This is a genomic window from Thermococcus sp. (assembly GCF_027023865.1).
Taxonomy (GTDB): domain Archaea; phylum Methanobacteriota_B; class Thermococci; order Thermococcales; family Thermococcaceae; genus Thermococcus.
In genome coordinates this window covers 210851-223515 of record NZ_JALVUC010000019.1, presented here as the reverse complement: position 1 = coordinate 223515, position 12665 = coordinate 210851, and the positions used below count along the sequence as shown (strand labels likewise).

Below are 12665 nucleotides of genomic sequence, written 5' to 3'. Positions count from 1 at the left end.
GAATCACCTCCTGGCTAATATAAATCCAGCGAACACAAGTGTTATTGTGATTATAACGTTTGCCGCTATGTTGAGAAGACCCATGGTGTACTCACCCTCGCGGAAGAGTGAGAACGTCTCATAGGAGAAGGTTGAGAAGGTACTTAAAGCACCGCAGAACCCGGTTCCAAAGAAGGCCCTCCAGTCAGCCGGGACGTAGAATCCCCAGAACATTAGGCCGTAGAGATAGCCGAGGGTTAAACTAGCGGTACTGTTGACGAGGAGCGTTCCCACAGGAAATTCCTTGTAAACGGGTAGTATGCCTGAGAGGTAGAACCTCGCCAGCGCCCCGAAGGCACCACCGAGCATCACAGCGAGGGCTATCCTAAGGTTCATGGCACCACCGTTTGACATCAAATTCTAAATTTAAAAGGCTTTATACGCGGGATGTGACGTCCTGCCCTTCATGCCCGTCCGGTCGACCTTAGCTCCCTCCTTCAGTGGCAGGCTCATTGGTTGGTTTCTTTTCAAAGCTGAGGTAGTAGTGTATCTTCTCCTCAACCTCAGGATTCATCTCAAAGGGAAGGCCCAGCTGCTTTTTCAACCGTTTGTTCTCGGCGAGCATTCCAGAGAGCTGTATCGCGAGGTTCTGATTGTCCATTGCTATGTAGTACGCCCTGAACCTTAAGGGGGACCAGTCGCCCTCAACTCGGTAAAGCTTCCCCTCAAGTTCCTCTATCCCCCTCTCAATGGCTTCTGTATCCTCCTCCTCTCCTCCTTCAGTGTAGCCATGGAGAAGGATTATCCTGAGCACCTCATCAAGCCTGAACCGGTACCTCTCAGCGATCTGTTTTATCCTCTCGAATGTCTCGTCAGGGACGTTGAAAGTTATTCCCCTCCATCCCCTCTCGGGTTTCACAACTATCTTCACCTTCTCTCACCTATTCTCTTGATAAGTTGCCTGTTCTCCTCCCCAAGCTTTTTCCGGAACTCCATCAAGAACTCCTTGTCGGAGAGGGCCTTCTTCTCAAACTCCACCAACTCACGGTACTCCCTCTCGAGCTCTGCGAGCCTGTTCTCAAGCTTCTTCTTCTGCTCAAGGAGTGTCCTAATCCTGAGCTCCTTCAGCGTTCGTTCAAGGCCTTTGAGATCCCCAAAGCGCTCTTCTATCTCCTTCCGATGTCTCTTGACCTCCCTGAACTCCTCGTCCTTCAGCCTTATCTCCACGGAAACCCCCTCCTTTTCTCTTTTTTCTCCTTCTCAAGGGGTTCTATGACCTCAAGTCCCTTGAGGGTCTCAACTGCCTGTGGAAGGGCTCTGATCTCGTCACTGGTGTGACCTTCCTTGGCCCTGTAATCGAACTTGTCAATGAATGATTTCATGCGTTCATTCAGCTCCCTAAGTTTCTTGATCTGAACCCTCTTAAGTTCCTCCGCCATCTCGGGGCTTTTCTCCATGAGTATCGAGTGAATCATGTCGTAGTGCCTCCTGCACAGGATCGAGCCGGACCGCTCATAATCTGGCAGGAGTTCATCTATCCTTTCAGCGAAGGCCTCCACCGTTGTCTTCTCCTTCTCGCGGATTAGGGAGCAGAGAAAGCACTCACCGGTTCCGGCGCTTTTTCCTTCCTCAAGTGATGCAATGTAAACAGAGAGCATGTGTTCATAGATTATGGAAACACCGAGGGGGCCGAGCAGGGGCTCGGAATATGCCTTGTTAACGGTCCTCCAAGCGTGGTATGTGCAGAGGCCGAGGCTCTCCTTGAACTTTGCCCTAACATGGGGGTCGTTCACGTGCTCGTAGAGTATGGTGTCTATCTCATCTTCCTCATACTCCTTCAGCAGTCTACACACGGGACAGCCCTCGCCAAAGGCCCCCTTTATGTGGAAGCCTATCAGGTCCATTCTCATCACTGCCTCAGAGGAACCTGAGCATCGAATCGACCACGGCCACGGCACGGTAGGTATTCTGGAAGTTTGAGATTCCAAGCTCAAGCGAGCGTCTGAAACCACCGTTCGAGTTCTGGAGCTGGCGGATGAACCAGACATGTCTCCTTGGGCAGGTTGGAGTTTCATCCTGCAGTTCAAGCCCCCTGACCGCGTAGAATGTCGGTTCCAAATACGGTGGAAGGCTGTAGGGAACCTCGGTGAAGCCTCCCAAATCCCCGCACAGCTCACAGTTCTTGAAATGGGGGCTCTTAGGGGGCCTGTAACCAAGTACATGAAGGGCGTGGAGTGCCTGGTAAGTCATCGTCGTGCTCGTGTGTTTGGTCCCGTAGCCGTTGCCGTTTCTAAAGCGCATGACAAACTCCCTGATGGCCTCCTTTTCTTCCTTCGAGAAGTTATGCCCTATGGCGTTGAATGCCTTCACAACCCAATAAGTGGCCTCAATTGGCGTCGCCGTTCCAAACTCCTCGCTACCGCCGAGACCGACGGCGAATTTACCCTCGAGGGGGTTATATTTTGTGAAGACTATATCGACGTGCTCTCTGGCAAGGTCCTTCGCCCCAAGGACGGCAAGCCCCTCGAGAGCCATCGCTATCGCAACGACGGCCGTTTGGGGCTGTATCGCGTTTGAAAGGAATTCGATGGTTTTTTCCTTGTCAGGAACCTCCATCCCGAGGAGGTTGTAGAGCTTGATGGCGTAGTAGGTGTCGTTGACGTTTGTGTCATCGAGAACGCTCACAAAACAATAGCCGCCGTCCTCGTGGCGCCTCTTCCCCACGTAGTCGAGAACACCATCTATGTCAATGTAGCGTCCAATCTCAGTGAGCTTTGTGCTCATTCTACCGCCTCCTTCTTCTCGGTGGAGAATAGGCGTCATCAGCCCGGCGGGCATCCTCTGCTTGATCTCGGACGGACGCCATCGCCCACGTTCATTTATGAGGGCGGTTTAAAAATCTTTGTGGTTCGGCTTTTTATAAAAAGCGAGGGGACCCAGCGGGTACCTAAAAATTTAATTAGGTTGGGGGTTCTTCATCCATCGATGAACCATGGAGTTCATAGCGTTCACATATATCAACAATTTCATGGAAAGGAAGGTGATAGAGGACGTCGTCTTCAACGTTGTTGATGAGGCAAACAGATTCTTCGCCGAGAGCGGGATAGACGTGCGGCTCCTCTATATAGGGCAGCTCCACCTCGAGCCTGGTTATCTAATAAGTTTAAACACCCCCGAGGGAACGCTCAGGGTTTACCCCTTGGAGGCCATAATAGACGTCCTCCATGCCCGTCTCTTGGGGGAGATAGAGCGGGGCTCAAACATGAAGATGAACAAGATTTTTGCTCTCACAACATTTCCCCTCGTCTCTAGAAACCCCTACTTTGACTTTTACGAGCGCTTTTTGGGCATACAGGAAACGAGGCTCGGTCTTAGGATAATGGTTCTCTCGATGAAGCCCTTTGAACCTCCCGGGCTAACCTCCCTCCTGAATGGGAACAAAGGATCAAGAGAAGACGCGAAGAAACACCTCCGTTTGTTCAAAGACCGTGTTCTCAAGGGACTCCTCCACGAGATTGGCCATGGCTTTGGTCTCGGACACTGCACCAACGAGTGCGTCATGAACCCCCCAGACAGCATCGAGGAGTGGGACTCTAGACCCGTTGGCTACTGCCACTCCTGCTTCATAGACCTCAAGAGGGCGGTTGAATGGTCGGAGCTGAGCCTTGGAGAGGGGGAGAGAGAACAGGGTTGAGATTCAACCACCGGCCCTGGCGCGCATCATATGCATCATGAACTTCTTTACTTCCCATTCTCCACCCTTCACGACCACCCTAAAGCGAGGCATTCCACGGAAGGGTTCGGCTTCCGTGATTTCAAGGGAGACCGACGCACCGGAGGCCAGTGCTATCTCCCGGACTTCCCACGGGGGAACCGCAGTTATGAACTCCCGCCTCATCCTTTCCCCACCAGCTTTTTCGCTTCCTCAAGGACTTTCGCCACATGCCCCTTTACGCGGACCTTCATCTTCTTCCAGACGATTTCCCCATCAGGATTAAGGATGAATGTGCTTCGTATTACACCCTCATATTCCCTGCCGTAGCTCTTCTTCTTGCCCCATGCGCCCAGAGCCTTTATCAGCTCTACATTAGGGTCGCTGAGGAGCTTAATTTTTAAGTTGTGCTTCTCTTTGAAGCGGAGGTGGCTCCTCACGGAGTCCTTTGAAACTCCAACGACCTGAAAGCCCAGCCTCTCAAACTCCGGCAGAAGCTCCGTGAACTCCACAGCCTCGGTTGTACAGCCTGGGGTGTTGTCCTTTGAATAGATGTAGAGCACTGTCCACCTGCCATTCACGACTTCTCCCAAGGAGACCTCCCTTCCGTCCTCATCGAAAACCCTAACGTCGAGTACCCTCACACTATCACCCAAAATAATTAGACCACCCTAATTATAAACTTTGCCTCCAGAAACGTTATTTACCCCAAGGCCAATTCACGTTTTAGGTGGTACTATGAAGCTACCCGCGAACAAAACAAAGGTTATCGCCACGATAGGGCCCGCGTCGCAGAAGAAGGAGACAATTGAAGCCATGATAAAAGCTGGGATGAGCGTAGCAAGGATAAACTTTGCTCATGGAACTCTTGAGGAGCATGCCAAGATCATTGAAACAATAAGAAAAGCCGCGGAGAGGCTCAACAGGCCCGTTGCGATACTTGGGGACCTCCCTGGGGTCAAGATACGAGTCGGGGAGATAAGTGGCGGTTCGGTAGTTTTAAGACGCTGGCAAACGGTTACAATCACCACGGAGGACGTTGTTGGTAACGAAGGAATCATCCCCGTCCAGTTCAAGGACTTTCCAAGACTGGTCTCCAAGGGAGACACGATCTACCTCAGCGACGGCTTCATAGCCCTCCGGGTCGAGCGCGTCAAGGAAAAAGAGGTAGTTTGTAAGGTCCTCGTCGGTGGAACCCTCTTCTCCCACAAGGGAATAAACATCCCAAAGGCTAGAATGGCCATTGATGCCGTCACGACACACGATCTTGAGCTTATAGAGTTCGCCATCGAGCACGGCGTCGATGCTATAGGAATAAGCTTCGTCGGCTCGGCCTACGACGTCCTCAAGGCGAGGCGTTTCATAGAGGAGCACAGTGGGGAGCTTTTCATCATCTCGAAAATAGAGCGCCCCGACGCGGTCAGGAACTTCGACGAGGTACTCAACGCCTCCGACGGGATAATGATAGCGAGGGGAGATCTCGGCGTTGAGATGCCCATAGAAAAACTCCCAATCCTTCAGAAAAAGCTCATCCAGAAGGCCAACTGCGTCGGAAAGCCCGTCATAACGGCAACGCAGATGCTCGAGAGCATGACGGAGGAGAAGCTCCCGACGAGGGCAGAGGTTACAGACGTTGCCAATGCCATTCTCGACGGAACCGATGCAGTGATGCTCTCGGAGGAAACCGCGGTTGGAAAGTACCCCGTTGACGCAGTGAGGATGATGGCAAGGATTGCAAAAACAACGGAGGCCTTCCGCGACTCACAGTGGTCTGCGAGGGTCGTTGACATGAAAATGGACGAGCTTAAGGGCAAGGTTCAGAAGAAGGGCACCATAAAGGACGCAATAGCCAGAAGCATAATAGAAGCCCTGAACGCGGTGGACATAAAATACATCCTCACGCCAACGAGAACGGGTCAGACGGCCAGATTGATATCGCGCTTCAAGCCGAAGCAGTGGATTCTAGCCTTCGTTACGGAGGAGCGCATTGCCCACAACCTCATGTTCTCCTACGGCGTCTACCCCTTCATTGTCGAGGACAAGAGCGAGGAAGGGATACTGATGGTCATCCGCGGACTCGGACTCGTCAGGGAGAACGATACGGTGCTCCTCACGAAGGGGACGCCCGTAGGAAAGACCGCCGGAACCAACACGATAAGGATATTCTCGGTCTGATCTTTTCCTCTTTCAAAATTCTAGGGGGAGAAAAAGGAAATCACTTCCCCGCTATCTTAACGTTCTCGAACTTTATGAACGGCGTCGTCATCGTGGTCATGAAGGGCATTACCGTCTGCTCCCTCGTTATCTCGCTTGCCCGGTTCAGCAGTTCGTAAACGTTGCCAGCCACGAGGAACACGCTAGCGCCCTTAACTTCCCCATCCTCAATGAGAAATGCTGGGTTTGCAGTGACCGCGAAGTTTCCGTTGTCTGGATTGCTCGAGTGTGCACCCTGGAAGCCGTCCACGAAGTAACCCCTGTCTATTTCCGCTATGAGATCTTCGAGCGAGCGCTTTCCGTTCTCTATAACAACGTTATGGAAGTCTATGCCTATCCCACCACTTTTCAGGTCGCGCTTCCCGTTCCCGGTACTCTCAGTGCCGTTAACCTTCGCCCAGTAGTTGTCCCAGACGAAGCCTCTGAAGGTTCCGTTCTCAATAAGGACGTTCTTCCTAGTAGGAACGCCCTCGCCGTCCGCTACGGTCGGTTCAAGAGAGAGCGGGTGGAAGGGATCGTCGTAGATCGTCAGGACCTCACTCGCTATTTTTTCGCCTACCTTCCCCGCTAAGGGAGTCGTCTCTTTAACCAAGCGCTCACCGCTGAAGGCCGGCAGGAGGGTGTAGCTGAGAAGGCCGGCTATCGCCCACGGGCCGAGAATTATCGGAACTTCCTCGTTCCTGCTCTTCTCCACGTTATAGGCCCACCTAACCCTCTGAACGGCCCTATCGACGACGCCATCGACGTCGAGGTTTAAATCCCTGCGCGCATCGAAGTCGAAGATGCCGGGCGTAACCACGTCTCCCTTCCTGCCGACAAGCTCAAGGAAGAAGAATGCCGCACCACCCTCCTGGAAGACGTCTACGCCGTGCGAATTAACCACGTGCCTCTTCTCCCAGGAAACACCGCCCTCGCCACCAGCAACTACCGCATTGGGGTCCTTCTCGCGGGCGAGTTTTATCCCGCGAACAAGCTTCTCGACGAGTATATCTGGCGATGCTTCTTTAAGCCCGTAGTTTGGCTTTGGGGCCTCTTTATAAGCCCCCGGCTCCGGGAGGGAGACCCACTTCTCGTCTCTGCCGTTGAGTTTTGCCATCTTCGCGGCCTGCTCTATGGCCTCTTTAATCCTCTCGGGATCGTCGCTGTCGATAATGGCAAGACCGAGGCGCCCCTCATTTATTCCGCGGATTACAGTTACGGCCCCGCCCCTCGTTGAGGCCATTGAAATCTCGTTCAGCTCGACGCTCGCGCTGACGTCCCTCGAGCGATAAACGGCTATCTCAAGCTCGTCGAAAAACTTCTCGCCGAATCTTATGAGGTTCTCCATCTTCACCACCTCACCCGATCAGTATTCCACCGTCAAACTTCATGTGCGGGCCGCCGGAGCTGACGAAGGCCGTCTGACCCTTTCCACAGAAGCCGACCTCAATTCCGAAGTCCTTGCCAACCCCTGAAATCTTCTTTAAAGCTTCAATGGCGACACCTGTAATGGACGTGTCCCTTATAGGTTCCGCTATCTCGCCGTTCCTGATGACGTAGCCCTCCTGGACCCCGACCTGGAAGGCGCTGTTGAGCTGGGCCTGGCCGCCGCGGAAGTCGACGACGTAGTAGCCGAACTTAATGTCTTCAATGAGTTCTTCAAAGGAGTGGTCTCCCGGCTCGAAGACCGTGTTCCTCATCCTGATTATCGGCGGGTAGCGGTAACTCTCGGCTCTCGCGTGGCCGTTCGGTTCCATACCCCACTTTGCCGCATACTCACGGTTGAGCATGATCCGCTTGAGGGTTCCGTTCTCGATTATGTGAATGTCCCTGACCGGAACGCCCTCATCATCATAGCGGTCGTTCCCAAAGCCGCCGTCGACGTAGCGCTCGCTCATTGTTACGTACTCCGGGGCAATCTGCTTGCCGATGAGGTCCTTAAAGGGCGAGTTTATGGTTAGATCCGCCTCGGCGAGGTGGCCAAGGGCCTCATGAGCGATAATGCCGACGACAATCGGGCCGGCCACAATCGGGAACTCACCGCGCTTCGGGGCGACACCCTTGAGCTGGCCCTGCATCTTTCTCAGGAGTCTCTCCTTGACTTTCTCGTTTGGCTCCCTCTCCATCATAAGCTCCCAGCCGTAGTCAACAGAGCCAATGCTGTCCCTCGCCATCGCGAGCTTCCCGTCGGCTTTCCCGGTAACGTAGGCCCCTTGGTAGAGGTAGTTGTAGTCCCACTCTATCCTCGTTCCCTCGTTGGTGAGGAGGAGCTTTCTGCCGCCGCCGTCCTCGTAGCGTATCTGGACGCTCTTGACCGCTTTGTCCTCCTTGAGGAGATTCTCAAGCTCCCGCAGGTGGTTCACTTTCTCCTCGATGTCAACTTCCCCCGGCTTAACGCGCATTTTGCTCTTAACAAAGTCCTCAACGGGCTTTATCTCCGCCAGCTCTATCTTCTCCTTCTTGGTTTCCGCCGCGGCCCTGGCCAGCTTGTATGCTTCCTCGATCTTCTCCTCGAGGTTTGAAAGATCGCTCGTCGAGGCGAAGCCCCATGCACCATCCGCTAAAACCCTTATCGCGACCCCCCTGTGGAGCTTCCCGGTAAAGCTCGTGAAGACGCCGTCCTTGAGGCCCAAAGTGGTTTTCTTCAGGTCCTCGTAGCGAAGCTCTATGTAGTCAGCCTTCAGGTTCTCATCCGCCCACCGAAGGGCCTTCTCAAGTGCTTCCATGGTCACCACCGTTTACGTATGTTCGTTGAAGACTCGGAGGAGACCTATAAAAGTCTTTTGAGTGCTTCGATGGGGGTCGAAATGAGAAAACCCAGATGTTACATACTTCAGTAGTCAAGAGGTTAAAATCAGCCAATCTCTTCATCTTTCAAGCGAAAGTGTTATATACTATGAACGGAGACACCATAATGCAAAACCCATTGGGGGGGTCGATGAGGAGGCGTGCGTTACTGGCCATACTTGTGGTCTTGCTTCTCATTGGAGCGTACGGTGCCTACGTGGTAAGCTATCCCAAGTACCCTGAGGTTAAGGGCTGCGTAAACCCGTTTGCAGTTACGAAACCAGTGAGCAAGGTTCAAGAGAACTGGTCTGAAGTCCACGTGTTTTTCAAGCTGGTCACAACGAGAGACTTCTGGAAGCTGGCAAAACCCTGGGACGTTGACTACTCTCACGTTAAGGTTGTCAAGCACACGATTGAGTACAATGGTGAGAAAGTGACCATGCTCGCCATGGGAATTCCCCTGAAGGACAAGAAACACGTGATAGCACTCTACGAATTCTCAAAACCAGTGCAGGGAGTGAAAATTTTTGGGGTGGAGTATGCTATTACAGGAAATATCGCTAAGGCCAATGCTGTATACCTCAATGGGAAATTAAAGAAACTAGACTCCAACTCATGTAGTCAAGAATGTCAGAGTAACTCTGACTGTGGATTTCTGGGTCAATGTCATTGGTATTGTTGTAAGTTTGACATCATCAAAGCCGCTGAATGTTGTGGGATATGCGGGGATAACATTGTATGCATTGCTACTTGGTGTGCGTTCTGTATCTACGAATCATGCTATCAGTGGGGATCGTACTGTCAAGGCTGGACTCCAGGGCCCTGAGGAGGTGAAAAAATGAACGAAAGCTTTATCAAAAACTTCTTGTCTGCCGTTTTTTCGATTCTGCTTTTTTGGCTTGTGTACTTATACGAAAAACCCAGAAGGGGACACATAGGGGCAAAGATAACGGGTGCTATAGTCTTTATAGCGGTAACACTGCTCCTGTCCGGAACTGGGTTCTTAGCTTGGGAGTATGCCAAAGTTGGTATGCTAGCGGCTCTTTTAATAATGACTGCCGAACTTGTTTGGGCAGGGTATCTAAAGAGTAAGGTAAAGCGGAAAGCCCTATAAGAGACACTCATAACTGTCTTTAGAAAGGGGTCTCAAGCCCCCAAAGGATGCGGATAACATGAAGATGATCGGTAATGGAGACGTGAACACTCTAAAATTCCATTCACTGGTTTTGGCGTTCCTCTTAGCGGGATACTTTATTTATCTAAAGGACATCTACACTTTCCAAGTTGCCGCGGCAATGGCTTTTACCGTTGCAGTGCTGATTTACTGGATTCCGGTTGCCCTGGTTCGGTTTGCAAGGAACTCCAGGCACTCTATTACCGCTGGAGTGCTTCTTGGAACGCTCTGGGAGTTCAGCATGGCGGCTTTTGCAAAGGCACTGGTGTTCCCTGCGTGGGAGAGCTTTCTGCTTGCGGGAATTGGAGGAGCCTTTACGACGGTCTTTCTTATATTTGTCCCACGGGAATACAAAAACAAAATGAAAACGCTGTGAAAGCTCGATGATTTTCCCTTTGTAATCTCTGAAGATGTGGATCAGGCCCGTGAAGGTGATAAAGATGAACGCGTGGATTGGAATGGCCATAGCCCTTGGAATACCCCTCATCCTCTATTTATACCTTAGAAAACGTATGGACACTCCCAAAGCAGGGCTGACAGCCATCACAACGTATATCCTCCTCGGACTGCTCCTGATAGCCTTCGGCTGGAACATCAGCCCCTGGGCAATAATTCTTCCAGGCCTCTTCGTTGCATTCCTTGATGTTCTCCAGCTCAAACAACAGGCTTAGGAACCTTTTTATTCTCTCAGCCAAAGGAGAAAATATGGAAGCCGGAATCAAGAACCTCATCGACCGGGGCACTTACCGAAAGCTCCCGCTCTTCGAGGGCGAACTGCCCGAAGGCTCGTACGCTCAGATAGTCGAAGTCAAGCCAGGGCAGACGGTTAGGAGGCACTATCACGAGAGACAATACGAGCTGTTTTACATCATGGACGGTGAGGCAGGGCTCGGGATAGGCGAGAGGGAGTACACGGCAAAGCCCGGCGATATCTTCCTCATCAAGCCAAAGACGGTTCATTGGGTTGTCAATGAGAAGGACAAGCCGTTCAGGCTCTTCGTGGTGAAGCTGAACTATTACGGCGACGATTCAGTGTGGCTGGACGAGTGACCATTTCTAGGGATACGCATTTATCGATTTTGCGACAAACCGACGAAGAACCAAAGGGAAGGAGAAAAAAGGAACTCACAGCCTCCCTGCCAAGTAGAGCTCCATGGTGTACTTAAACAGCTCCTTCTTGTCGTCGTCGACGAGCGTCTCGACGGCCTTCAGGAGAACAGGAACCTCTTGGTAGGGGGTGTGGGCCGGTGGAACCTCCCTGCCGAGGTCAAGGAGGCCGTAGACTCCCATCATGGCGGACTTGACCGAATATTCAACGGTGAAAACACACTCCCCTGGAACCTCGACGTACTGGCCCATTAAGGCAAGGTTAGCGTAGTTCTCGGGGAGGACGGGCGGCCTGTCGCCGGGCTTCCTGGGCATGAAGTGGGCGGTGATGTAGGGCATCATGGCGGTGCGGACGTTTATGACACTATCCATAAGTTCGTCCTTCTTGTCAAGCCAGCCGAGGTGGTAGAGCAGTTCGAGGAATATCTCCCTTCCCGTTGCCTGGCTCATCGGCTTCCTGATGTAGTCACCTTCTCTATCGACGAAGAGACCATAGCCCCAGAGCACGGTTACATCCTCTGGCTGGTTCCTGAAGTGCGGTTGCCTGAAGGCCACGATGGACATCAGCCAGGAGGAGTCCCTAAAGGTGACGAGGCCGCCGGTCCCGGTTCTGTTGCCAGTGAACTCCTCGAGCATCCTGAAGAACTCGTCCCCTCTAAAGGTCACCGTGAAGGACTCCCACTTGGTCTTGTCTACGTCGCCAGCGAAGACGTCGGGGTTTCCAAGGGACGGGTCATTCTCGACGAGCTTCCTCCAGAGCCTCCAGCTATCACCCTCACCCCTGTTGAGAACCGGCGGATGGTCGAGGTCGCCGTAGGTGGAGTTGTCAACCATCGAGCCGAGGGTTATGAAGACCAGATCTTTTTCGCCGACCTCTATTGTATCATCACCGTTCTGGCCCTCCGTGTAAAGCCTAGTGATGTACTTCTTGCCGTCCCTTTCGGTTATCCCGACATCAACGACCTTCGTGCCCATTATGAAGTTGACTCCCCTCTCATTGAGCCACTTCTGCACCGGCAGGATTATCGAGTCGTACTGGTTGTATGGAGTCCTCTTGACCCCCTCTATCCTGTTGAGACCGGGAACGAGGTGCATGAAGCGAAGCATGTAGCGCCTCATCTCAGCCACGCTGTGCCAGGGCTGGAAGGCGAACATCGTGGCCCAGAAGTACCAGAAGTTGGTCTCGAAGAAGTCCTTTGAGAACCACTGCTCTATTGTTACTCCGCCGAGCTTCTCCTCGGGTGTCATAATAAGCTCGTTGATCTCGTTGAGGTGCCTGAGGGTTAGCTCGTACCTGCTGAAGTCCACCTTCTTTCCGGGAGTTCCAACGAGGCGACACTTGGAGGAGCCAACGTACTCCCTGTTGAACTCGACGACTTCATCGAGGATTGTCCTCTCCGGGTCATCGAACGATGGGATGCTCCCGAGGAGGCCCCATGTTACCTCGTAGTGCTCCTCGAACATCCTGCCGCCCCTGAGCAGGTAGCCGTTCTCGGGGTCGCCGGAGCCGTCGAGGCAACCGCCGTTGACCGGGGTCTTCTCGATTATGTAGATATTCTCGCCGGGCATTTTGGCATCCCTTATAAGAAAAACCGCCGCCGCTAAGGAAGCTATACCACCACCTACCATGTAGGCTTTTCTGTCCTTTATGTCATGTATTCTCCTAGGGGTTACGCGCTTGTAGTTCAGCATATTCCTCACCCTAACATGTCG

17 protein-coding genes are annotated in these 12665 nt (G+C 52.7%); 7 read left to right on the top strand and 10 right to left on the bottom strand.

The features are described from left to right. Window positions 1-3 precede the first annotated feature (3 nt). The 5 genes from crcB to MV421_RS06780 all read right to left on the bottom strand — a co-directional run bounded on the left by crcB (window position 4) and on the right by MV421_RS06780 (window position 2763). Window positions 4-375: a fluoride efflux transporter CrcB gene (gene crcB, locus MV421_RS06800; protein WP_297419339.1), complete on the bottom strand. Its 372-nt coding sequence runs from the start codon at window positions 373-375 to the stop codon at window positions 4-6. Window positions 376-463: 88 nt separating this feature from the next. Then, complete coding sequence (locus MV421_RS06795) at window positions 464-910, bottom strand: hypothetical protein (RefSeq protein ID WP_297503676.1); 447 nt, start codon at window positions 908-910, stop codon at window positions 464-466. Further along, on the bottom strand, window positions 907-1206 hold the full coding sequence (locus MV421_RS06790; protein WP_297419246.1) for a hypothetical protein: 300 nt from the start codon (window positions 1204-1206) through the stop codon (window positions 907-909). Before MV421_RS06790 ends, MV421_RS06795 begins: the two co-directional genes overlap by 4 nt. Next, window positions 1197-1889, bottom strand: coding sequence for a DUF6062 family protein (locus MV421_RS06785; RefSeq protein ID WP_297419244.1), 693 nt, complete (start codon window positions 1887-1889; stop codon window positions 1197-1199). The genes MV421_RS06790 and MV421_RS06785 overlap by 10 nt, the downstream gene beginning before the upstream one ends. A 7-nt stretch (window positions 1890-1896) precedes the next feature. Further along, window positions 1897-2763 carry a hypothetical protein gene (locus MV421_RS06780; protein WP_297419242.1) on the bottom strand — a complete coding sequence of 289 codons (867 nt, stop codon included), beginning with the start codon at window positions 2761-2763 and terminating at the stop codon, window positions 1897-1899. 208 nt (window positions 2764-2971) lie between these two features. Between MV421_RS06780 and MV421_RS06775 the strand changes: the two genes are divergently transcribed. Continuing rightward, entirely contained in the window at window positions 2972-3673 is a 702-nt protein-coding gene (locus tag MV421_RS06775; protein WP_297518027.1) for a peptidase M54, read from the top strand. A gap of 3 nt (window positions 3674-3676) precedes the next feature. Here the strand turns inward: MV421_RS06775 and MV421_RS06770 are convergent, their stop codons facing one another. Together MV421_RS06770 and MV421_RS06765 are read right to left on the bottom strand one after the other, a co-directional pair. Then, complete coding sequence (locus MV421_RS06770) at window positions 3677-3877, bottom strand: TIGR04140 family protein (RefSeq protein ID WP_297419238.1); 201 nt, start codon at window positions 3875-3877, stop codon at window positions 3677-3679. After that, window positions 3874-4335, bottom strand: a complete 462-nt coding sequence (locus MV421_RS06765) for a peroxiredoxin (RefSeq protein ID WP_297419236.1) — start codon at window positions 4333-4335, stop codon at window positions 3874-3876. Before MV421_RS06765 ends, MV421_RS06770 begins: the two co-directional genes overlap by 4 nt. A gap of 94 nt (window positions 4336-4429) precedes the next feature. Between MV421_RS06765 and pyk the strand changes: the two genes are divergently transcribed. After that, on the top strand, window positions 4430-5866 hold the full coding sequence (gene pyk / locus MV421_RS06760) for a pyruvate kinase (protein ID WP_297419234.1): 1437 nt from the start codon (window positions 4430-4432) through the stop codon (window positions 5864-5866). Window positions 5867-5906: 40 nt separating this feature from the next. On the opposite strand, the gene MV421_RS06755 is transcribed toward pyk, so the two are convergent. After that, window positions 5907-7232: a TldD/PmbA family protein gene (locus MV421_RS06755; protein ID WP_297419336.1), complete on the bottom strand. Its 1326-nt coding sequence runs from the start codon at window positions 7230-7232 to the stop codon at window positions 5907-5909. A 10-nt stretch (window positions 7233-7242) separates the two neighbouring features. Then, window positions 7243-8610: a TldD/PmbA family protein gene (locus tag MV421_RS06750; protein ID WP_297518163.1), complete on the bottom strand. Its 1368-nt coding sequence runs from the start codon at window positions 8608-8610 to the stop codon at window positions 7243-7245. Between the two features lie 212 nt (window positions 8611-8822). Between MV421_RS06750 and MV421_RS06745 the strand changes: the two genes are divergently transcribed. The 5 genes from MV421_RS06745 (at window position 8823) to MV421_RS06725 (ending at window position 10895) form a co-directional block, all read left to right on the top strand. After that, entirely contained in the window at window positions 8823-9497 is a 675-nt protein-coding gene (locus tag MV421_RS06745; RefSeq protein ID WP_297419232.1) for a hypothetical protein, read from the top strand. A 12-nt stretch (window positions 9498-9509) separates the two neighbouring features. Next, window positions 9510-9785 carry a hypothetical protein gene (locus tag MV421_RS06740; RefSeq protein ID WP_297419230.1) on the top strand — a complete coding sequence of 92 codons (276 nt, stop codon included), beginning with the start codon at window positions 9510-9512 and terminating at the stop codon, window positions 9783-9785. Between the two features lie 58 nt (window positions 9786-9843). Next, entirely contained in the window at window positions 9844-10221 is a 378-nt protein-coding gene (locus MV421_RS06735; protein WP_297419228.1) for a hypothetical protein, read from the top strand. 64 nt (window positions 10222-10285) lie between these two features. Beyond that, complete coding sequence (locus MV421_RS06730; RefSeq protein ID WP_297419227.1) at window positions 10286-10516, top strand: hypothetical protein; 231 nt, start codon at window positions 10286-10288, stop codon at window positions 10514-10516. 34 nt (window positions 10517-10550) lie between these two features. Continuing rightward, a complete protein-coding gene (locus tag MV421_RS06725) occupies window positions 10551-10895 on the top strand; it encodes a cupin domain-containing protein (RefSeq protein WP_297419225.1) in 345 nt (114 codons plus the stop codon). Between the two features lie 75 nt (window positions 10896-10970). Here MV421_RS06725 and MV421_RS06720 read toward each other — a convergent pair whose 3' ends face one another. Continuing rightward, window positions 10971-12644: an oleate hydratase gene (locus MV421_RS06720; protein WP_297419222.1), complete on the bottom strand. Its 1674-nt coding sequence runs from the start codon at window positions 12642-12644 to the stop codon at window positions 10971-10973. Between the last annotated feature and the right edge of the window lie 21 nt (window positions 12645-12665).

What these genes read in the sequence shown, in the direction of transcription:
- MV421_RS06745 (WP_297419232.1), top strand. Translation starts at nt 8,823, where the DNA reads ATGAGGAGGCGTGCGTTACTGGCCATACTTGTGGTCTTGCTTCTCATT.
- MV421_RS06785 (WP_297419244.1), bottom strand. Translation starts at nt 1,889, where the DNA reads ATGAGAATGGACCTGATAGGCTTCCACATAAAGGGGGCCTTTGGCGAG.
- pyk (WP_297419234.1), top strand. Translation starts at nt 4,430, where the DNA reads ATGAAGCTACCCGCGAACAAAACAAAGGTTATCGCCACGATAGGGCCC.
- crcB (WP_297419339.1), bottom strand. Translation starts at nt 375, where the DNA reads ATGAACCTTAGGATAGCCCTCGCTGTGATGCTCGGTGGTGCCTTCGGG.
- MV421_RS06730 (WP_297419227.1), top strand. Translation starts at nt 10,286, where the DNA reads ATGAACGCGTGGATTGGAATGGCCATAGCCCTTGGAATACCCCTCATC.
- MV421_RS06750 (WP_297518163.1), bottom strand. Translation starts at nt 8,610, where the DNA reads ATGGAAGCACTTGAGAAGGCCCTTCGGTGGGCGGATGAGAACCTGAAG.
- MV421_RS06780 (WP_297419242.1), bottom strand. Translation starts at nt 2,763, where the DNA reads ATGAGCACAAAGCTCACTGAGATTGGACGCTACATTGACATAGATGGT.
- MV421_RS06735 (WP_297419228.1), top strand. Translation starts at nt 9,844, where the DNA reads ATGAAGATGATCGGTAATGGAGACGTGAACACTCTAAAATTCCATTCA.
- MV421_RS06725 (WP_297419225.1), top strand. Translation starts at nt 10,551, where the DNA reads ATGGAAGCCGGAATCAAGAACCTCATCGACCGGGGCACTTACCGAAAG.
- MV421_RS06775 (WP_297518027.1), top strand. Translation starts at nt 2,972, where the DNA reads ATGGAGTTCATAGCGTTCACATATATCAACAATTTCATGGAAAGGAAG.
- MV421_RS06770 (WP_297419238.1), bottom strand. Translation starts at nt 3,877, where the DNA reads ATGAGGCGGGAGTTCATAACTGCGGTTCCCCCGTGGGAAGTCCGGGAG.
- MV421_RS06720 (WP_297419222.1), bottom strand. Translation starts at nt 12,644, where the DNA reads ATGCTGAACTACAAGCGCGTAACCCCTAGGAGAATACATGACATAAAG.
- MV421_RS06755 (WP_297419336.1), bottom strand. Translation starts at nt 7,232, where the DNA reads ATGGAGAACCTCATAAGATTCGGCGAGAAGTTTTTCGACGAGCTTGAG.
- MV421_RS06740 (WP_297419230.1), top strand. Translation starts at nt 9,510, where the DNA reads ATGAACGAAAGCTTTATCAAAAACTTCTTGTCTGCCGTTTTTTCGATT.